Genomic DNA, 20,225 nt, shown 5'->3' with positions numbered 1-20,225 from the left:
CTTTGCTCCCAAATCGATACCTATCGAATTAGAATTCATTGCAAAATGGCACGTTTATCGTTGAAGATCCCTTGACTAACTATCAAATTCTTCTTTCAATATTTTCATTACATCTAGAATCGTTTCCTCTTCTAGGTCTGTTCTTCTTACTAAGTCTTCTACATCTTGCTTCAAGATACTTTTTGCCGTATCCAAACCAATTTTTGCAAATTCTTCAATAACCCAGTCTTCGATTTCATCTGAAAACTCTGTTAATTCAACATCGTCTTCATCAGCAGTAGCACCAGCTACATCACCCTCACGGATGACATCTAACTCATAACCTGTTAATAAACCAGCCAATTTAATATTATGACCACCTCTACCGATTGCTTTAGAAACCTCTTCCAATTTCAAAAACACTTCTGCTCTTTTTGTTTCTTCATTAATTTTAATTGAAGAAACTTTTGCAGGGCTTAATGCTCTTGTAATAAACAACTGTATATTATTAGTATAGTTAATAACATCAATATTTTCATTTCCTAGTTCACGTACAATACCATGAATACGAGATCCTTTCATTCCCACACAAGCTCCCACTGGATCAATACGATCATCATAAGAATCTACAGCTACTTTTGCTTTTTCACCTGGAATTCTTACTACTTTTTTCACCATGATTAAACCGTCAAATACTTCAGGAATTTCTTGTTCAAACAATTTCTCTAAAAACTTCTCCGAAGTTCTAGACATAATAATTTGAGGTTTATTTCCTTTCAATTCAACGCTTTCAATAATTCCACGGACATTATCTCCTTTACGGAAAAAGTCAGATGGAATTTGCTTTTCTTTTGGCAATACGATTTCGTTCCCTTCATCATCCACCAAAATTACAACTCTTGGACGTACATGGTGTACTTCGGCAGTATAAATCTCTCCAATTAAATCTTTAAATTGTTTATAAAGATTGGTATTGTCGTGCTCATGAATTTTAGAAATCAAGTTTTGACGCAAAGCCAAAATAGCTCTTCTTCCTAAGTCAATCAATTTCACCTCTTCAGAAACCTCTTCGCCAATTTCAAAATCCGCTTCAATTTTTCTAGCCTCAGTTAAAGTAATCTCTTCATTTTCAAAATCCAAATCTTCGTCAGCAACGATTACCCTTCTTCTCCATATCTCCATATCCCCTTTATCAGGATTGATGATGATATCGAAGTTATCATCCGAACCGTATTTTTTCTTCAATGCATTTCTAAATACATCTTCTAAAATTGCCATAAGCGTTACACGATCAATAAGTTTATCATCTTTAAACTCCGAGAATGAATCGATTAATGCTAAATTTTCCATGCGAATTCTTTAATTAAAATGTTACTGTAACAATTGCCTCTTTAATCTCTGTATAAGGTATCTGTTGCTCTTTTTGTACTGTTTCTTTTCCTTTTCCTACTTTTTTAGGTTCTCTCGCCTTCCAAGACAAAATTATGAAATCTTCGTTAGCATCAACCAATTCAGCTTCAATTTTTTCAGTTTTTGTAGTCACAATCAACGTTCTACCAATATTTTTCTTATACTGACGAACAATTTTCAACGGCGATCCCACTCCCACTGAAGCCACTTCTAGAGAAAAATCCTGCTCTTCTCGATCTAAATTACTCTCTATTGCACGACTAACATCAATACAATCCTGTAAAACCACACCATTGTCATCATCTAAAGTCACAATAACCTTAAAAGCATCTGTAATAGTTAGGTCAATCAAAAAAAGCGACGGCCTTTCAGATAGCGCTTCCGACAACAATTTATTTACTTTTTCTTTAAATACCATAATTTTATAAAAAGAGGGGACATTTAGTCCCCTCATTATCTAGATTTTAATAAATAACGGTGCAAATATAGTGTTTTTTTTATAAACCTAAATAATTGATTGATGTTAAAAATATTTCTTATCTTTATTCAAACAAAAAATAAAGATTTTTCCCATACTTTAACCACCAAAACTATGAAACGAATTCTTGTTCCAACTGACTTTTCTTCCCATGCCGAAAGCGCTTTGAAAATAGCCGCCCAAATTGCAAAAAAAAGTAATTCGGAGATATTCCTTCTCCACATGATTGAAGTCCCCAGTCAAATGAACGACGCCATCACTGGCGCCACCGGCATACCAGAAACAATGCTATTCATTCAAAAAGCAAAAGAAACACTCCAAAAGAGTAAGGAAAAAGAATACCTAAAAGACATTCAAATCACCGAACAAATAAGCTTTGAAAGAGCACACGAAGGAATACTATCCTTTAGCACAAAAAACGAAATTGATTTAATCGTTATGGGTTCACATGGAATTTCCGGAATTGAAGAAATTCTCATAGGATCCAATACCGAAAAAGTGGTACGCCTTTCGGACACACCAGTACTGGTAATTAAAAAAAACACAAGCGAATTAAAAGTCGAAAATTTTGTATTCGCCTCCGATTTTTCAGAAGAAATAAAAAAACCGTTTAAAAAAATGCTTGAATTCGCTAAACTGTTTGATGCAAAACTACATCTTACAATGATTTGCACACCCAACAGTTTCAAAACAACAGCGCTTTCTGAACAAATAATAAGTGATTTCACCACAGCTTTTGACCTTAAAAACTACGCCACTCATATCTACAACGACACCAATATAGAAAAAGGGATCATCAACTTCTCTAATAAAATAAATGCTGACTTAATCGGACTATGCACACACGGTAGAACAGGAATGGCACATTTTTTCACAGGAAGCATAAGCGAAGACTTAGTAAATCACGCCGCTAAACCTGTTATTACTTTCAAAATATAAAAACAAGCTACAATCAGAACCTAAACTTTAGTCCATAAAAAAAACCTCTCAAATTTGAGAGGCTTTTCTGTTGGTCTACAAGGACTCGAACCTTGAAAGACTGCACCAAAAACAGTTGTGTTACCATTACACCATAGACCAATATCCTTTCGCTTAGCAAGCTATTATTCTGCTTAGCGAGTGCAAATTTAATACAAATTTTAGTTTGCGCAAACTTTTAGAACATTTTTATTAAAAAAAAATTCAAAAAAATTCCAATCTTCAAAATTGTTTTACAAAATCTACTGACAACCAAATAATTAACATTACGAACCAGATTTACAAAAATTTTGTTAATACCTCGAGCTTTAAACAAAAAAACATTTTCTTTGTATCTTGCAAAAAAACTAAAATTTAACACGTAAATATGGCAGCATTCAATTTCAATAAGTGGAACACGATCATAGGTTGGTTTACATTTGGAATCGCATTATTAACTTACACACTCACCGTAGAACCCACAATGAGCTTTTGGGACTGTGGAGAATACATTGCTACCGCAGCAAAACTTGAAGTAGGACATCCACCGGGAGCTCCTTTATTCCAAATGATTGGTGCCTTTTTTGCAATGTTTGCCGCTTCAGACCAACACATTGCTTTAATGGTTAACATGATGTCTGTATTTTCAAGTGCCTTTACCATATTATTTATGTTCTGGTCTTCTTCGATGATCTTGAAAAAACTCATCACAGCATCCAATGCATCACAACCAGAAGAAAAACCAAGTAAATACGACGCTATTGTTATTCTAGGAAGCTCCTTTGTAGGATCTCTTGCTTATACCTACTCAGACAGCTTTTGGTACAATGCGGTAGAAGCCGAGGTTTACGCTATGGCCTCTTTATTTATTGCCTTACTATTTTGGCTTGGATTACGTTGGGAACAAGACATGGACACTCCAAGAGGGAACAAATGGCTACTTCTTATATCTCTAGTTATAGGATTAACTTTCGGTGTTCACTTTATGGCACTCCTAACCATTCCTTCCATTGGTTTATTGTACTTTTTCAAAAACTACAAAACCGTTACAGTCAAAAATTTCATTATTGCCAATATCGTAGTAATTTCTATTCTACTTTTCATTTTCAAATTACTGCTACCGTTAACGATGGCCTTTTTTGCCGAAACAGAAGTATTTACTGTTAATGCGCTGGGAATGCCTTTTAACTCCGGAACCATTTTTGTTACTATTCTTCTTATCGCCTTATTCTATTTTGGACTAAAATACACTCAAAATAAAGGCTTAGTTACTTACAACACCTTAATATTATGCATTCTTTTTGTTTTAATTGGTTTTTCAACATGGACCATGCTACCAATTAGAGCCAATGCTAATGTAAATATTAACGAAAACAAACCTTCAGATGCTCGTGAAGTTTTAGCCTATTACAATAGAGAGCAATACGGCTCTAATCCATTATTCTACGGACCGCAATACACAGAAACCTTTGCAGGATTAGACAAAAACAAACCCTATTTAGACAAAGCCCCTAATTACGAAAGAAACTACACAACAAAAAAATACGAAATTGTAAATAATTTCAAAAATGCAGAGCAAAACAGCGATGATAATCAGAAGACTTTCTTACCTAGAATGTGGAGTTCTGATCACATTGTTAACTATATGAATTTCACCAATCCTCCGCAATTCACCCTAAATCCTAATTATCCTTATGAAGAAGATTTAGCACAATACGGAATTGACGCAAGCCAACTTAGCGAAGAGGATTACAACAAAGCAGTGAGCCAACTAAAGCACGAGATTGAAAAAATAGTTAGCGAATTCAGACAAGCTTACGCCCAAAAACAAATTGACAACGACGGCTATGTAAAATTTCTTAAAAGTTATGGTGATTATTTAATCATTCAAAAACCTACAACCGCAGACAACCTAAGCTTCATGTTTGAATACCAATTTGGATACATGTACTGGAGGTATTTGATGTGGAACTTTGTAGGAAGACAAAATGATGTACAAGGAAGATACGATTATCTTGACGGAAACTGGATGAGCGGCATCAAGTTCATGGACGAACTTCATTTAGGCTCACAAGACAACCTACCTTCGGACGTATTAAACAACAAAGGACGCAACACCTATTACTTCCTACCTTTCCTTTTAGGACTAATTGGCCTAATGTACCACGCTAGCAAAGATCGAAAAAGCTTCTACGTTTTACTAGTGCTGTTCCTTTTTATGGGGATTGCCTTAAAAATCTATCTAAACGAAAGACCTTTTGAGCCTAGAGAACGTGATTACGCCTTAGTAGGATCTTTCTATGTTTTTGCAATATGGGTAGGATTTGGAGTTTATGCCTTATATGATAGTGCCAAGAAATATCTAGCCCCAAAAATAGCAGGACCTGTTATTATTGCAGCAAGTTTATTAGCTGCACCTGTACTTATGGCTTCACAAAACTGGGATGACCATGATCGTTCAGGGAAATATACAGCTACAGCAATGGCAAAAGCTTACCTTAATTCTTGCGAACCTAACGCCATACTATTTACAATAGGCGACAATGACACCTTTCCGCTATGGTATGCCCAAGAAATTGAAAAAATCAGAACCGATGTAAGGATTGTCAATACCAGTCTTTTCATGACAGACTGGTATATAGACCAAATGAAAGCTAAAACTTATGAATCAAACCCTCTGCCAATATCCTTTACCCACGATCAATATGTAGGGGATAAACTAGATTATGTTGCACATATTCCAAAAATAGAAAACAGATGGGACATAAAAGATCTTTTGAGCTTTATCAAAAATCCTAAATCCACTGTTGAAATGCAAAATGGACAAACAATACATTTTTATCCAACGAATAAGATCAGGATTCCGGTTGACAAAAACAACATCATCAAAAACAAGGTGGTTGCTGAAAAATATTATGATTCCATCGTCCCTTACATTGATATAGACATCAAAGGAAAAGCATTGTACAAGAACAGACTAATGATGCTTGACGTAATTGCCAATAATAACTGGAAAAGACCTATTTATTTCAGCCCAGGAGCTTTTGATGATGAAGATTATCTTTGGATGAAAAATTATCTTCAATTGGACGGAATGGTTTACAGATTAATTCCGGTAAAAAACACTATTCCTAAAGACGGAAGCCCGCTAGAAATGGGACAAATTGACTCCGAAAAAATGTATAACATTGTCATGAAATGGGATTGGGGAAATAGTGATAGTGATAAAATATACCATGATCCGGAAACCCGTAGAGAGAGCATTACTTATAGAAGCAACCTATCTCGATTGATGAATCAGTTAATCGCTGAAGGCCAAAATGACAAAGCAAGAAAAATAATTGACTTAGCCATGACTAAAATGCCTTTTGAAAAATACGGCTACTATTCTTTACTGGATCCTTTTGCATCTGGCTATTACAAAATTGGCGAAAAAGCAAAAGCACAAGATCTTTTGAAAAAATTGATTAACAAATACAAGGAAAACCTTAATTACTACGGTAAATTAAAAGCATCTGAACAAACAGGAGTAGCCTATGACATCATAACTGATATTGAACGTTACAGAGGCCTGCTACAAGTAATGAAAGAAAATAACGACCTTACTTTTTACAATGAAAGCAGAAAAACATTCAACACTTATACAGATATGTTTGAGCGTTTTGGTCGTGAAAAAGAATAATTCCTATATTTGTTTCAATTAAAAAATGTGGTAAAATCAAGCGATTTTACCACATTTTTTTTTATTTTTAATATTATAAAACAGAAACTAATGCGTTTTTATTGGATTAAAACAAATACAATCATTAAAAGAATATTCTCCAATTACATTTGGGATATCCCCAATAGGAACAATAAAATCTACCTAACTTTTGATGACGGCCCCACACCTGAAATTACAGAATGGGTTTTAGAAAAACTCGACCAGCATAATGCCAAAGCCACTTTTTTTTGCATCGGAAAAAACATCGAAGCTCAGCCTATTATTTTCAAAAAAATAATCGCTAAAGGACATGCAATAGGCAATCACACCTTCAACCATTTAAACGGATGGAAAACAACAACAGAAGAATATTTAAAAAACATCACTCTTTGCGAGCAATCCATTTTAAAGCATAAATTGCCCTCCAAAGTATTTCGTCCGCCTTACGGCAAAATCAACTCTATTCAGGCTAAAAAATTAAGAAGAAAAGGATACAAAATCATCATGTGGGATGTACTAAGCGCCGATTTCGACCAAAGCATCACCAATGAAAAATGTCTAAAAAACGTAGTCGAAAATATAAAACCAGGCAGTATAATTGTTTTTCACGACAGCCAAAAAGCATCTGATAATCTCAAATATGCCTTACCAAAAGTCTTGTATTTTATAGACAAAAAGAATTTCAGTTATGAAATTATAAGTTAATAAAGTATTTAAAAACACACTCTTTAGAATTGCCCTTGAACAAGTCCTATTATAGTGTTAGCATCAAGCTCACCAGATTGTCTCCAAATCATTTGCCCCTCTTTATAAATCATCAATGTAGGAAGGCCTTTAATTCTTAGAGCATCAGCCAACTCTTGATTTTTATCTACATCAATCTTAATTACCTTTGCTTTGTCACCAAGAGCAGCCGCAACATCTCTTATAACAGGATGCATAGAAACCGATGATTCATTCCAGTCTGTGTAAAAATCAATTAACACAGGCACTTGTGCGCTTATAAGTTCTCCAAATTTTGACATAAAATCAACAAATTTAATTTTTAAATCTACTAAAAAAATAGATATTAATTTACAAATGTAGCATTTTTAACGAATTATGATACATTAGACCCTTTTTTTAGCTCTATAACCGTTATTTCAGGCATAATCCCTACTCTTCCAGGATAAGCATGATATCCAAACCCTCTATTTACATAAACATATCTTCCCAAATTCTCGTACAAACCTGCCCATTGGGCATATACATACTGAGCTAAACTCCATTTAAAATAACCTGGAATTTCAATCCCAAATTGCATTCCATGGGTATGTCCTGAAAAAGTCAAATGAAAATTCTTTTCATGATTTTTAATTTCATAATCCCAATGACTTGGATCGTGACTCATCAAGATTTTAAAATCTTTCTGATCTACCTCTTGCGAAGCCTTGTTTATATCGCCAGCTTTTTTAAAATTATGACCCCAATTCTCCACTCCAATCAAGGCAATTCTATCCTCTCCTTTATGGATATAGGCATGCTCGTTCAACATCAATTTAAAGTCAATCTGCCCATAAAGATCCTTTATCGCCTGAAAATTCTCGTCTTTCGCTTTTTCTGTTGGCCAAGTGACATATTCGCCATAATCATGATTCCCTAAAACAGAGAACTTCCCATATTGATGTTCTTTAATCCTTTTAAAAACATCTATCCAAGGATGCATTTCCTTAGCGTCAGTATTCACGATATCTCCAGTAAACAAAATCATATCCGAATCCTGCTCATTAATCAAATCAATCGCATAATTTATTTTTTCTGGATTATCAAAGCTACCACTATGCACATCTGATATTTGCGTAATTCTAAATCCATCAAAAGCATCCGGTAAATCCGGAAAAAAAATGCGCTGCTTCATGACCTTGTAATTATACCTCCCAACAGTTATACCATAAATCAAAGACAAAAAAGGAACAGCTGCCAGACCCAATCCCAACTGACTGACAAATTTTCGTCTGGAGGCCAAAAAACCAATTTTATCATTCTTATCAATAAAATAGTTAACTGAGCCCGCTCCCATCCTAAAAATGTCCTCACCCAGTAAAACCAAAGCCAAAACTAACTTAGGAACATAAATTACCAACAACAAAGCCATCGTAAACATCGTTTGTCTGGTTTGCCCCACAGAACGGTCAAACTGGGTAAAAGAATAGAGAATAACTACAAAAAAAAACAAACTTAGAATTTGATACGAAATCAATACCCATCTCGACTTCACCAAAGTTTTTAAAGCCTGATAAGCATACAGCTCTATAGCAAGAAGAATCAAACTTAATACTACTATTCGAAAAACCATTAGAATTATTTTAGTTGACAAAATAACAAATTAAGTAAGCATTACACACTTTTATTAATCAATATTTAACTAAAATCATACCATTCTATACTGTCATGACAACTTAAGCAACTGAAAAACCTTCACCAAAAACCAGACAGCAACAAACTTAAAACCAACATCCTTTTCACCTATTGTCAGTACAATTCTTAAATGAATTACAGAAATAGTAAAATCAGCCTATCCATTCTCTCTTAAGTTTTGTACTTTTGAAATCTTTACAAAATCACAATTATGTCGCAACAAAAACGCCTTTTCCTACTCGATGCCTACGCTTTAATTTTTCGTGGTTATTATGCCTTTATAAAAAACCCAAGAATCAATTCTAAAGGAATGGATACATCCGCCATTATGGGATTTATGAATTCCTTGATGGATGTTATCAAACGTGAAAAACCGGATCACTTAGCCGTTGCATTTGACAATGGCGGGAGCCAATTAAGAAACGAAATATTTCCAGAATACAAGGCTCACAGAGATGCCACTCCCGAAGCCATAAAAATTGCCGTTCCTTACATACAGGAATTACTAAAAGCCATGCATATTCCCATTATAGAAGTCAAAGGTTACGAAGCCGACGACCTAATTGGAACCATCGCTAAACAGGCCGAGAAAGAAAACTATAAAGTCTTCATGGTAACCCCTGACAAGGATTTTGCCCAACTGGTATCTGAAAATATTTTCATGTACAAACCTGCCCGAATGGGGAACGGTATCGAAATCTGGGGAATTCCAGAAGTCTTAGAGAAGTTCCAAGTCGAAAGACCCGAACAAGTAATTGACTTTCTAGGAATGATGGGCGACGCTGCCGATAACATCCCCGGACTACCCGGCGTAGGCGAAGTTACCGCCAAAAAATTACTAAAAGAATTCGGCTCCATGGAAAACCTTTTAGCAAATACAGACAAGCTTAAAGGGAAAATGAAAGAAAACATTGAAGCCAATAAAGAAAAAGGCCTTTTGTCCAAAACCCTAGCAACCATTCTTTTGGACTGCCCTGTTGTTTTTGACGAAAACGACTATGAACTATCGACTCCTGATGTCGAAAAAACAGACGCCTTATTCAACGAATTGGAATTTCGCCGAATGGCAGAGCAATTTGACGCTATATTCAAAAAAGGAACAACAGCAACAACTCCGACAGTTGACGAATCCAAATTATATAAAAAACCGCTCCCGAAATCTTTCGGGACAAAAAACGAAGATCAATTTGATCTTTTCGGAAGCGCCATCTCCGAGGACAATACAGCAGAAACACACCATAAATACTTCAACACCTTAGAAGACACGCCTCATTCTTACCAAATTATTCAAGGCGATTTAGGTCTTAAATTGTTGTTGCAAAATTTAGAAAAACAAACTTCGGTTTGCTTTGATACTGAAACTACCGGATTAGATGCTTTGCATGCGGAACTAGTTGGGATATCTTTCTCTTACGAGAAAGGCAAAGGATTCTACGTACCTTTTCCTGAAAACCAAACCGAAGCCAAAGCTCTAGCAGAAAAATTCATTCCTTTTTTCGAAAACGAAACCATTGAAAAAATAGGTCAAAATATAAAATACGATTTAAAGATTCTTTCTAATTACAATATTAATGTAGCAGGAAAATTATTTGACACCATGATTGCCCATTATCTTATTAATCCGGATATGCGCCATAATATGGATATTTTATCCGAAACCTATTTGAAATATTCCCCAAAATCCATCGAAGAATTAATTGGTAAAAAAGGAAAGAATCAAAAATCAATGCGCGAGGTTGAACTCGAAGACATTAAAGAATACGCTGTAGAAGATGCTGATGTTACACTTCAACTAAAAGAACTATTCTCAATCGAATTAGACAAAACAGAAACCAAAAAACTTTTTGACGAAATCGAAATTCCATTAGTCAAAGTTCTAGCCGACATGGAAAGAGAGGGAATCAATTTAGATGTTCCGTTTTTAAAAAGCATGTCAGTCGAAATGGCTGCCGAAAGCAATGCCTTGGAACAAAAAATATACGAAACTGCTGGCGAAAAATTCAATTTGGCTTCGCCAAAACAACTGGGCGATATTTTATTTGACAAATTAAAAATTGGCGGTGCCAAACAAAAGAAAACCAAAACAGGCCAATATGCTACTGGCGAAGAAGTCTTGAGTTACCTTGCCAATGACAACGAAATTGTACGCGATATTCTAGAATGGCGTCAAATGGTAAAATTACAAAGTACTTATATTGATGCTTTGCCCAATCAAGTCGACTCAAAAACAGGACGTGTTCATACGGATTACATGCAAACGGTTGCTGCAACGGGACGTTTGAGTTCGAATAATCCGAATTTACAGAACATCCCAATTCGCACCGAAAGAGGCCGATTGATTCGCAAAGCGTTTATTGCTCGTGATGAAAATTACACCTTGGTTTCTGCCGATTATTCTCAAATAGAATTGCGCATTATTGCTGCTTTGAGTGGTGAAGAAAATATGATTAAAGCCTTTCAAAATCACGAAGATATTCACAAATCGACTGCGTCTAAAGTTTTTAATGTGCCGCTTGAAGAAGTAACTCGAGAACAAAGAAGCCATGCCAAAACAGTAAACTTCGGAATCATCTATGGCGTTTCGGCTTTTGGACTTTCAAATCAGACGAACCTTTCTCGTTCAGAAAGCGCCGATTTGATTGATGCATATTACAAATCGTACCCAAGATTAAAATCCTATATCGGCGAGCAAATTGATTTTGCCAGAGATCATGGTTATGTACAAACGGTTTTAGGGCGTCGCAGGTATTTAAAAGATATTAATTCACAAAACGCAATTGTTCGTGGCGGCGCGGAGCGAAATGCCGTAAACGCACCTATACAAGGAAGCGCTGCCGACATTATCAAAATTGCGATGATCAATATCCATAAAAAACTAACTTCAGAAAACTGGAAAAGTAAAATGTTGTTGCAAGTACATGATGAACTTGTGTTTGATGTTCACAACTCTGAACTCGAAAAAATCCAACCGATGATCAAACACGAAATGGAAAATGCTTTTAAATTGACCGTACCCTTGGATGTAGAAATAGGAATGGGACAAAATTGGCTAGAAGCACATTAAAACCAACTAAAATATCTGTCATAAAAAAAACCATCTGAATTCTCAGATGGTTTTCTCTTTTATATCTAATTAAAAATTAGCCTTTTTTAGTAGTTTCTCTTTCTTTCAATACCGTCTTAATGACAACGGTCTCATAAGGCTTATTTTCCTCTTCTGATTCTAGTCTATCAATAAGCAGTTTCGCGGCAACTTCCCCGATTTCAACCCCATGCTGACTTACCGTGGTCAAACTTGGCGTCAATCGTCTTGATGCCAAAATTCCATCAGCAAAACCAATAATAGCCAAATCCTCCGGAATACGGAAATGTCTTTTCAATCCCATTTTTAAAGCGGCAACCGAATCATTTTCGTCCAAAGCAAAAATACCATCAATGATGTTATTCTCAAAGATCGATTCAACCCTGCGCTTCATTTCTTCCTCAGAATTAGTGCGAATAATTATTCTTTCATTAATCGCGATATTATTATCCTTCAAAGCTTGCAAATAACCCTCAACTCTTAACTTCCCAACACTCAGATTATCTACAGAAGAAACCAAAGCAATATTCTTGCATCCTAAATCAATGAGATGTTGCGTAGAATTCATAGCCGAATCAAAATCATCAACAATTACCTTATCACATTCCACATCATTAGCAATCCTGTCAAACATAACTATAGGTGTCCCTTCATTGATAACATCTTTAAAATGTCCGTATTCATTAATCTCTTGCGCTTCTTCAGAAATTGACAAAATAAAACCATCAATGGTTCCGTTGCTTAACATTTCTAGGGTGTGTGCCTCTTTTTCTAGTGATTCATTAGAAATACACATAATTACATTGTATCCTTTTTCATCGGCTACTTTCTCAATGCCGCTAAATACTTTGGCAAAAAAAGAGTTTAAAATATTAGGAATGATTACCCCTATTGTTTTTGTTTTTCTGTTTTTTAGATTCAGACCAATAACATTAGGCTTATAATTTTTAAGCTTAGCGTATTCTTTTATTTTGATTTTGGTCAACTCACTAATCTCCGGACTATCATTAAGAGCTTTAGAAACTGTAGAAACAGAAACATTAAGCTCCTTGGCAATTTGTTTTAAAGTGGCTTTGACTTTCATAATTTGGCATTTATTGTCATTGTTAGTAAATTAATAAGCTACCGATATTTTTAGTTCCTTTACCAGCAACGCTTTTTGAGGTTAAAAAACGTCATTCTTTTTCATAAAAAATACAGGTCAAGAACGCAATATAAAAATTTTATTTTTGACTACAAAAGTAATATAAAAATAGAAAAAAAAGCGGGACCAAAATCTCAAATAGGAAGTCCTGTAAATCATTTGAAATATACAATTGATAATCAGGATAAAAACCACTAAAAATTATTCTTTTAAGGTATTTGTATTTAAAATAATTAATTGTACTTTTGCAACCCCTTTATTGGGGATGGAATGTTTAATTAAAATAATATTATGGACGCATTAAGCTACAAGACACAATCAGCAACAAAAGCCAACTCAACTAAAGAGTGGATTGTTGTAGATGCTGATGGTCATAACTTAGGTCGTCTTGCTTCTAAAGTCGCTATGATTTTAAGAGGTAAGTACAAGCCAAGTTATACCCCTCACGTTGACTGTGGAGATAACGTAATTGTTATCAACTCAGAAAAAATTAACCTTACAGGTAACAAAATGGACGAAAAGATTTACATGCGTCACACAGGTTACCCAGGAGGACAAAGAACTTTAACTGCTAAAGTATTGCAATCAAAAAACCCTGCATCACTAGTAGAAAAAGCGGTAAAAGGAATGTTACCTAAAAATAAATTAGGAGCTGAACTTTTCAGAAATTTAAATGTTGTTGTAGGTTCAGAGCACAAACAAGGTGCACAAAAACCGAGAACAGTTAACCTTAACGATCTTAAGTAATGGGAGTTATTCACAAAATCGGTAGAAGAAAATGTGCTGTTGCACGTGTTTATGTTTCGGAAGGAACAGGAGTAATCACTGTAAACAAAAAAGAATTCGCAACTTATTTCCCAACAGCTACTTTACAATACAAAGTAATGCAACCTATGTCTATGACAGAAAACGCAGCTAACTTTGACGTAAAAGTAAACGTTTATGGAGGTGGTTCAACTGGTCAAGCAGAAGCTGTAAGAATGGCATTAGCCCGTGCAATGTGCGAAGTAGGTGAAGGAAACAGAGCTATACTTAAACCAGAAGGTTTATTAACAAGAGATCCAAGAATGGTTGAACGTAAGAAATTCGGTCAGAAGAAAGCTCGTAAGAGATTCCAATTCTCTAAACGTTAATATTGCCTGTCTTGTTCCATTAGGACAAGACTCATTTATATTGAATTTAAAAACAATGTTGTTGTTGCCTACCGAGGTAGGAATTAGTTTAGCATCTAAATGTATACAGCCGAAAACATCGCCATTTATACATTGCTAATCAACAGAACGTAAACTAGTACAAAAAATGTCAAACAAAGTAGAAGTAAAAGAATTACTAGAAGCAGGTGTTCACTTTGGACACATGACTAGAAAATGGGATCCAAACATGGCCCCATACATTTATATGGAACGTAATGGTATTCACATTATCAATCTATATAAAACTGCAGCTAAAATTGAAGAAGCTAATGAAGCTTTGAAAAAAATCGCTGCATCTGGTAGAAAAATATTATTCGTTGCTACCAAAAAACAAGCAAAAGACATCGTTGCTGAAAAAGCAAAAGCTGCAAACATGCCTTACATCACTGAAAGATGGCCTGGTGGAATGCTAACTAACTTCGTAACTATCCGTAAAGCTGTTAAAAAAATGGCTACTATTGATAAAATGAAGAAAGACGGTACATTCATGACCCTTTCTAAAAAAGAGCGTTTACAAGTTGATCGTCTTCGTGCTAAATTAGAGAAAAATTTAGGTTCAATCTCTGATATGTCTAGATTACCAGCTGCATTATTTGTAGTAGACATCAAAGCTGAACACATCGCAATAAAAGAAGCTCAAAAATTAAACATTCCAGTTTTTGCAATGGTTGATACAAACTCTGATCCACGTGAAGTAGAGTATGTAATTCCATCAAATGATGATGCTTCTAAATCAATCGATAAAATTTTATCTTTAGTAACTGCTGCAGTTATCGAAGGACTTTCTGATAGAGGTTCTGACAAAGAAGCTGATGCAACTGACAAAGAAGCTCCAGTAGCAACTGAAACAGCTGCTCCAGCAACTGAAGAATAAAAAATACAATTTTTAAATTCCAAATTTTAAATTCCAAATTCCCCTTAAAAATTAGAAACAATTAGTTGATAATTTAATAAAATTGGAATTTGGGATTTAAGGGTTGGAATTTTTACTTTTAACCTTAAAAAATAATACAACATGGCAACAATAACAGCTGCAGACGTAAATAAATTAAGAACAGCAACTGGTGCAGGAATGATGGACTGCAAAAAAGCATTAGTTGAAGCAGAAGGGAATTTTGACTTAGCAATCGAAAACCTACGTAAAAAAGGACAGAAAGTAGCTGCAAACCGTTCAGATAGAGAATCTACTGAAGGTGCTGCAATTGCTATTGTAAACGCTGACAAAACAGTAGGTGTGGCTATCACACTAAACTGTGAAACTGACTTCGTAGGTATGAACGAAAGTTTTGTAACTATGGCAACTGAATTAGCTGCTTTAGCATTAAACTTTGACACAAAAGAAGCTTTCCTAGCTGCTGAATACAAAGGAATTACTGTTGCTGAAAAATTAATTGAGCAAACAGGTGTTATTGGAGAAAAACTTGAAATCAGAACTTTTGAGAAATTAGAAGGCGCATTCGTAGGATCTTACATCCACTCTGGTAACAAAATCGCTACTTTAGTAGCTTTATCTGCTGCTCCAGCTGGTGCTGAAGAAGCTGCTAGAAACGTTGCAATGCAAGCTGCCGCAATGAACCCAATTGCTTTAGATGCTGCTGGTGTTGATGCTTCAGTTATTGAAAAAGAAGTAGAAATTGCTAAAGAACAATTAAGAGCTGAAGGTAAGCCAGAAGCAATGTTGGAAAACATTTCTAAAGGAAAAATCCAACGTTTTTACAAAGACAATACTTTAGTAAATCAAGATTACATCAAAGATAGCTCAGTAAATGTTGCTGCTTATGTAAAATCAGTTGATGCTAACTTAGTTGTTACAGGTTTCAAAAGAGCTGCTTTAGGATAATCTATATTCTAAACAACATATTAAAATCCCATTTCAAAGCAATTTGAAATGGGATTTTTCTTTATATTTGGCTCAATAATACAAATATATGGAAGTAAAAAACAGATGCGCTTGGTGCGAAAAAAACGATATGTATAAAGAATACCACGATCAAGAATGGGGAATTCCTGTTTATGACGATGCTACTTTATTCGAATTTTTACTCCTCGAGACCTTTCAGGCAGGACTAAGTTGGTATACCATTCTCAACAAAAGAGAAAATTTCCGCAAAGCCTTTGATAATTTCGATTATCAAAAAATAGCAACCTATTCCGAAGAAAAAATCCAAGAATTACTCCTAGACGCCGGCATTATTCGAAATAAACTCAAGGTATATTCTGCCGTAACTAACGCTCAGAATTTCATCAAAATCCAAGAAGAATTTGAAAGTTTTTCTAAATACATTTGGGCTTTTACTGATGGCAAACCCATTGACAAAAAACCCAAAACATTGAAAGAAGTTCCCGCCACTACTCCTCTTTCGGATGCCATTAGCAAAGATTTAAAAAAAAGAGGATTCAAATTTGTAGGCTCAACAGTAGTATATGCTCACATGCAAGCCACAGGCATGGTGAACGATCATGTAGAAGATTGTTGGACAAGAAAGAAGTAGAACAGTATTCACTAAACAGTCGCAGCTTCATAATCTATGCTATGAATCAACCTTTTCGACTTTCAATATTTCGATAAATTCTTCTCGATCTATTTCCCTGCATCCCAAACTTTCTAAATGAGAATTATAAACCTGACAGTCGAGCAGTTTATAATTCTCTGTTCTTAATTTTTCTACCAAAGCAATAAAAGCCACTTTCGAAGCATTGGAAACCAAAGAAAACATACTTTCGCCACAAAAAACATGGCCTAAATCGACGCCATACAATCCGCCAACTAATTCCTCATCTTGCCATACCTCAACCGATTTAGCTATTCCCAATTCATGCAATTTACAATAGGCTTCAATCATATCATTAGTAATCCAAGTACCGTTTTGACCTTCTCTTTTTACTTCTTGACAATTAGAAATTACATCTCTAAAATTCTGGTTGAAAGTCACTTTCAAAACATTTCTGTTTAAAATATTTCGCATGCTTTTAGACACAATTAGTTCGTCCAAAAACAAAACCATCCTAGGATTTGGTGACCACCAAGTAATGGGTTCTCCATCTTCAAACCAAGGGAAAATACCGCTTTTATAAGCTAATTGTAATCGTTCTGGCGACAAATCTCCTCCCAAAGCAATAATTCCCGAAGAGTGTGCTAGAGAAACAGATGGAAAAAATAATTCTTTAGGTAAATAATACATTCTTTTTTAATCTAAAATATAAAACAAACTGCTAATTTTGACTGAGCAAATTTACATCATACAAAAAACTTTGAGAAACAATATCCTAACAACAAGAAAATTATTTATACTCTTCTTTACATTGATGGCATCTCAAATGTACGGACAAAGTCTTGACACAATAACAAGAACTAGAAAACTAAGTTATAAATCATTCATTTTTCCAGCTTTACTTACAACTGGAGGTATTGTAATGATCAATTCAGATTTAAGTAATACTATTCAAAATCAGTCAAATCTCCTTTTTGGAAAAAACTTCAAAACAGGCACCGATAATTTCCTTCCTTTTGTTCCAATTGCCCAAATCTATATGGGCCAATTTTAGGTTTCAAACCAAAAGACAATATTCGAAATCAAACAATAGATATCGTCGTTGCAAATTCTATAACATTTGCAGTTGTAGGAATTACAAAAAATATTGTTAGATACGAAAGACCAGATCTTTCAAATAAATTTAGTTTCCCGTCAGGGCACACTGCCATTTCATTTACCACAGCAGCACTCCTATACCATCAATATAGAGATTCTAATTTATGGTATGCATCTAGCGGTTTTTTGTTTGCAACAGCAACAGGAATTCTTAGAATAGCCAACAACAAACATTTTGCGCCAGATGTAATAACCGGTGCCGGAATAGGTTTAGCCTCTGGGCTTTTGGTTTCCTACTACAATCCCTTACGAACTATTAAACTTGGAAAGAACAAGAAAACTTCGGCTTTAGTTTACCCACAAATTGGAAACCAAATTGGAGTTGGCTTAATTTTAAAGGATCAATCCCAAAACCTGGGGGGAAATGTCAAAATAAATTGAGAGATTTGCAATCTTAAGAATGAGAGATGCCCCCAATAGACCTTTTAAAATTCATGTTACCTGACTTTTTAGTAGATCACTTTGAAGTGGTTTCTTCTACTAACACAGAAGAAATAGTACACCTATATTTTGAAGAGAATGCCAAGCCTCCAAAAGAATTTGATACACTGGAACTAGTATCAAAGGGCTTTCAGGATGAGATAACCATTCAGGATTTCCCTCTCAGAGGTAAATATGTATATCTACATATAAAAAGACGTCGCTGGACAAATAAGACAACAGGCGAAATTCTTAAAAGAGATTGGAATTTAGTTGCTAAAGGAACCCGCATGACTCAAGAGTTTGCGGCTTTTTTAAAAGAAATTAATAGATAAGAGTGCTACTGATTGTCACACCATTGGTGGTTTCTTCGGAGTCAACGGAAAGAAACTCCAACGACAATATAAAAAACACCTGAGTTCCTTTAATGCTTGGGCTCCACGAGAACATGCACATCAATGGATTGTTTACCCTGAAAATATGGGCACCCATTTATCAATTGACGAAGTAGCTTTGTCTCAGGGTGAACTTTACACTATTGTAACCAACAAGAAGTTCAAAGGTAAAAAAGGTTCCTTAGTTGCCATTGTTGCTGGAACAAAGGCAGATAAAGTCATAGAACATATCAGAAAGATTGATTACAAGAAGAGAAGCTGTGTCAAAGAAATAACACTTGACATGGCTAATTCTATGAAATTGATCTCTAAAAGATGTTTCCCTAAAGCCACACAGGTAACAGATAGATTTCATGTCCAAAAACTGGCACTGGAAGCCTTACAAGAGATTAGGATTAAACATCGATGGGAGGCTATGGATTTTGAGAATCAATTGATATTGAAAGCCAAAAGAGAGAATCAAACCTATATTCCGGAGCTCTTAGCTAACGGTGACTCTGTAAAACAGCTATTAGCCAGGAGTCGATATGCACTTTATAAATCTCGCGAAAAATGGACTGAGAATCAAAATGAAAGAGCTCAATTATTATTTGGACTATATCCAGATATAAAAACAGCCTATTATCTAAGCCAACAACTTCGAGGTATCTACAATAGCAACAATGACAAGCACATTGCGATGACTAAACTAGCACATTGGTATAGGAATGTAGAGGAATCTGGTTTTAAAAACTTCAATATTCTACTCAATACTATAACTTTCAATTACCGGTCAATCTTAAACTACTTTGATAATAGAAGGACCAATGCTTCTGCTGAATCTTTCAATGCAAAAATAAAAGCCTTTAGAAGTCAGTTTAGAGGAGTAAGGAAAATAGATTTCTTCTTGTTCAGATTATCTAATCTTTTTGCCTAATCCCCCAACTTTTGCGCATGATCCATTTTAAAACCAGAATAATCTTCATTCGAAACACTATAGCACAAAAAAAGCCTTGAGATTATCAAGGCTTTCAATGAATATATGTATATTAAAATGGTAAATCGTCCGGTTCGTCTTCGTTTAAACTTGTAGCTGGAGCAAAGGTTTGAGCTGTAGGCATTGGAGCCGAAGGAGCTTGTGCTTCATTAGCCATTTTCTCAATTCTCCACCCTTGAATACTGTTAAAGTATTTTGTTTCTCCTTGTGGATTAACCCATTCTCTACCTCTTAAATTGATTGAAACTTTTACAGGCTCACCAACACTATAGTTGTTTAACAAATCACATTTATCTTGAGTAAACTCAATCATAATATGTTGAGGATATTGCTCTTCTGTAGTAACAACTAACTCTCTTTTTTTAAATGATGCACTAACTTGTTGTTCTGGATTAACAACTTTAATTTTCCCTGTAACTTCCATCTTCGCTATTTTAATTG

The 20,225-nt window shown here is 35.0% G+C and carries 20 protein-coding genes and 1 tRNA gene; 13 read left to right on the top strand and 8 right to left on the bottom strand.

What is annotated here, in order from left to right; all coding sequences use genetic code 11:
- Positions 1-75: 75 nt before the first annotated feature.
- Complete coding sequence (nusA, locus tag LNP19_RS06155; protein WP_072942264.1) at positions 76-1,329, bottom strand: transcription termination factor NusA; 1,254 nt, start codon at positions 1,327-1,329, stop codon at positions 76-78.
- A 13-nt stretch (positions 1,330-1,342) separates the two neighbouring features.
- A complete protein-coding gene (gene rimP, locus LNP19_RS06150; protein ID WP_230063907.1) occupies positions 1,343-1,807 on the bottom strand; it encodes a ribosome assembly cofactor RimP in 465 nt (154 codons plus the stop codon).
- A gap of 174 nt (positions 1,808-1,981) precedes the next feature.
- Here rimP and LNP19_RS06145 point away from each other — a divergent pair, with 174 nt between their 5' ends.
- Positions 1,982-2,806, top strand: a complete 825-nt coding sequence (locus LNP19_RS06145) for a universal stress protein (RefSeq protein WP_230063906.1) — start codon at positions 1,982-1,984, stop codon at positions 2,804-2,806.
- Positions 2,807-2,876: 70 nt separating this feature from the next.
- Here the strand turns inward: LNP19_RS06145 and LNP19_RS06140 are convergent.
- A tRNA-Gln gene (locus LNP19_RS06140) sits at positions 2,877-2,947 on the bottom strand.
- Positions 2,948-3,212: 265 nt separating this feature from the next.
- On the opposite strand from LNP19_RS06140, the gene LNP19_RS06135 reads away from it, so the two are divergent.
- Together LNP19_RS06135 and LNP19_RS06130 are read left to right on the top strand one after the other, a co-directional pair.
- On the top strand, positions 3,213-6,506 hold the full coding sequence (locus LNP19_RS06135) for a glycosyltransferase family 117 protein (RefSeq protein WP_230063905.1): 3,294 nt from the start codon (positions 3,213-3,215) through the stop codon (positions 6,504-6,506).
- A 90-nt stretch (positions 6,507-6,596) separates the two neighbouring features.
- Positions 6,597-7,232, top strand: coding sequence for a polysaccharide deacetylase family protein (locus LNP19_RS06130; RefSeq protein WP_230063904.1), 636 nt, complete (start codon positions 6,597-6,599; stop codon positions 7,230-7,232).
- A 23-nt stretch (positions 7,233-7,255) separates the two neighbouring features.
- Here LNP19_RS06130 and LNP19_RS06125 read toward each other — a convergent pair whose 3' ends face one another.
- Both LNP19_RS06125 and LNP19_RS06120 read right to left on the bottom strand, forming a co-directional pair.
- On the bottom strand, positions 7,256-7,552 hold the full coding sequence (locus LNP19_RS06125; RefSeq protein ID WP_072942252.1) for a thioredoxin family protein: 297 nt from the start codon (positions 7,550-7,552) through the stop codon (positions 7,256-7,258).
- A 74-nt stretch (positions 7,553-7,626) separates the two neighbouring features.
- The gene (locus tag LNP19_RS06120; protein WP_230063903.1) at positions 7,627-8,862 is read right to left on the bottom strand and encodes a metallophosphoesterase; all 1,236 of its coding nucleotides are present in this window, start codon (positions 8,860-8,862) and stop codon (positions 7,627-7,629) included.
- 273 nt (positions 8,863-9,135) lie between these two features.
- Here LNP19_RS06120 and polA point away from each other — a divergent pair, with 273 nt between their 5' ends.
- A complete protein-coding gene (gene polA / locus LNP19_RS06115; protein WP_230063902.1) occupies positions 9,136-11,988 on the top strand; it encodes a DNA polymerase I in 2,853 nt (950 codons plus the stop codon).
- 76 nt (positions 11,989-12,064) lie between these two features.
- Here the strand turns inward: polA and LNP19_RS06110 are convergent, their stop codons facing one another.
- Positions 12,065-13,090: a LacI family DNA-binding transcriptional regulator gene (locus LNP19_RS06110; protein WP_230063901.1), complete on the bottom strand. Its 1,026-nt coding sequence runs from the start codon at positions 13,088-13,090 to the stop codon at positions 12,065-12,067.
- A gap of 351 nt (positions 13,091-13,441) precedes the next feature.
- Here LNP19_RS06110 and rplM point away from each other — a divergent pair, with 351 nt between their 5' ends.
- The 5 genes from rplM to LNP19_RS06085 all read left to right on the top strand — a co-directional run bounded on the left by rplM (position 13,442) and on the right by LNP19_RS06085 (position 16,835).
- The gene (gene rplM, locus LNP19_RS06105) at positions 13,442-13,897 is read left to right on the top strand and encodes a 50S ribosomal protein L13 (protein ID WP_230063900.1); all 456 of its coding nucleotides are present in this window, start codon (positions 13,442-13,444) and stop codon (positions 13,895-13,897) included.
- Positions 13,897-14,283, top strand: a complete 387-nt coding sequence (gene rpsI / locus LNP19_RS06100) for a 30S ribosomal protein S9 (protein ID WP_072942245.1) — start codon at positions 13,897-13,899, stop codon at positions 14,281-14,283. Before rplM ends, rpsI begins: the two co-directional genes overlap by 1 nt.
- 166 nt (positions 14,284-14,449) lie before the next feature.
- Positions 14,450-15,217 carry a 30S ribosomal protein S2 gene (rpsB, locus tag LNP19_RS06095; RefSeq protein ID WP_230063899.1) on the top strand — a complete coding sequence of 256 codons (768 nt, stop codon included), beginning with the start codon at positions 14,450-14,452 and terminating at the stop codon, positions 15,215-15,217.
- A gap of 141 nt (positions 15,218-15,358) precedes the next feature.
- Entirely contained in the window at positions 15,359-16,183 is an 825-nt protein-coding gene (gene tsf / locus LNP19_RS06090) for a translation elongation factor Ts (protein ID WP_230063898.1), read from the top strand.
- A gap of 88 nt (positions 16,184-16,271) precedes the next feature.
- Positions 16,272-16,835 (top strand): DNA-3-methyladenine glycosylase I, encoded by a 564-nt coding sequence (locus LNP19_RS06085; protein ID WP_230063897.1) that lies wholly within the window; start codon positions 16,272-16,274, stop codon positions 16,833-16,835.
- A gap of 39 nt (positions 16,836-16,874) precedes the next feature.
- Here LNP19_RS06085 and aat read toward each other — a convergent pair whose 3' ends face one another.
- Positions 16,875-17,525, bottom strand: coding sequence for a leucyl/phenylalanyl-tRNA--protein transferase (gene aat, locus LNP19_RS06080; protein WP_230063896.1), 651 nt, complete (start codon positions 17,523-17,525; stop codon positions 16,875-16,877).
- 70 nt (positions 17,526-17,595) lie between these two features.
- Between aat and LNP19_RS06075 the strand changes: the two genes are divergently transcribed.
- The 4 genes from LNP19_RS06075 to LNP19_RS06060 are packed head-to-tail and all read left to right on the top strand — an operon-like array spanning position 17,596 to position 19,724.
- Complete coding sequence (locus LNP19_RS06075; protein WP_230063895.1) at positions 17,596-17,889, top strand: hypothetical protein; 294 nt, start codon at positions 17,596-17,598, stop codon at positions 17,887-17,889.
- Positions 17,883-18,374: a phosphatase PAP2 family protein gene (locus LNP19_RS06070; protein WP_346432224.1), complete on the top strand. Its 492-nt coding sequence runs from the start codon at positions 17,883-17,885 to the stop codon at positions 18,372-18,374. Before LNP19_RS06075 ends, LNP19_RS06070 begins: the two co-directional genes overlap by 7 nt.
- A 53-nt stretch (positions 18,375-18,427) precedes the next feature.
- Positions 18,428-18,748 carry an ISAon1 family transposase N-terminal region protein gene (locus LNP19_RS06065; protein ID WP_230061469.1) on the top strand — a complete coding sequence of 107 codons (321 nt, stop codon included), beginning with the start codon at positions 18,428-18,430 and terminating at the stop codon, positions 18,746-18,748.
- A complete protein-coding gene (locus tag LNP19_RS06060; protein ID WP_428979048.1) occupies positions 18,741-19,724 on the top strand; it encodes an ISAon1 family transposase in 984 nt (327 codons plus the stop codon). The genes LNP19_RS06065 and LNP19_RS06060 overlap by 8 nt, the downstream gene beginning before the upstream one ends.
- 112 nt (positions 19,725-19,836) lie before the next feature.
- On the opposite strand, the gene LNP19_RS06055 is transcribed toward LNP19_RS06060, so the two are convergent.
- Positions 19,837-20,208: a DUF3127 domain-containing protein gene (locus LNP19_RS06055; RefSeq protein WP_230063893.1), complete on the bottom strand. Its 372-nt coding sequence runs from the start codon at positions 20,206-20,208 to the stop codon at positions 19,837-19,839.
- Positions 20,209-20,225: the final 17 nt, after the last annotated feature.

The organism is Flavobacterium acetivorans (assembly GCF_020911885.1).
Taxonomy (GTDB): Bacteria; Bacteroidota; Bacteroidia; order Flavobacteriales; family Flavobacteriaceae; genus Flavobacterium; species Flavobacterium acetivorans.
Note: the sequence above shows the minus strand (reverse complement) of the source record. Positions and strands in the feature narration are given on the sequence as shown.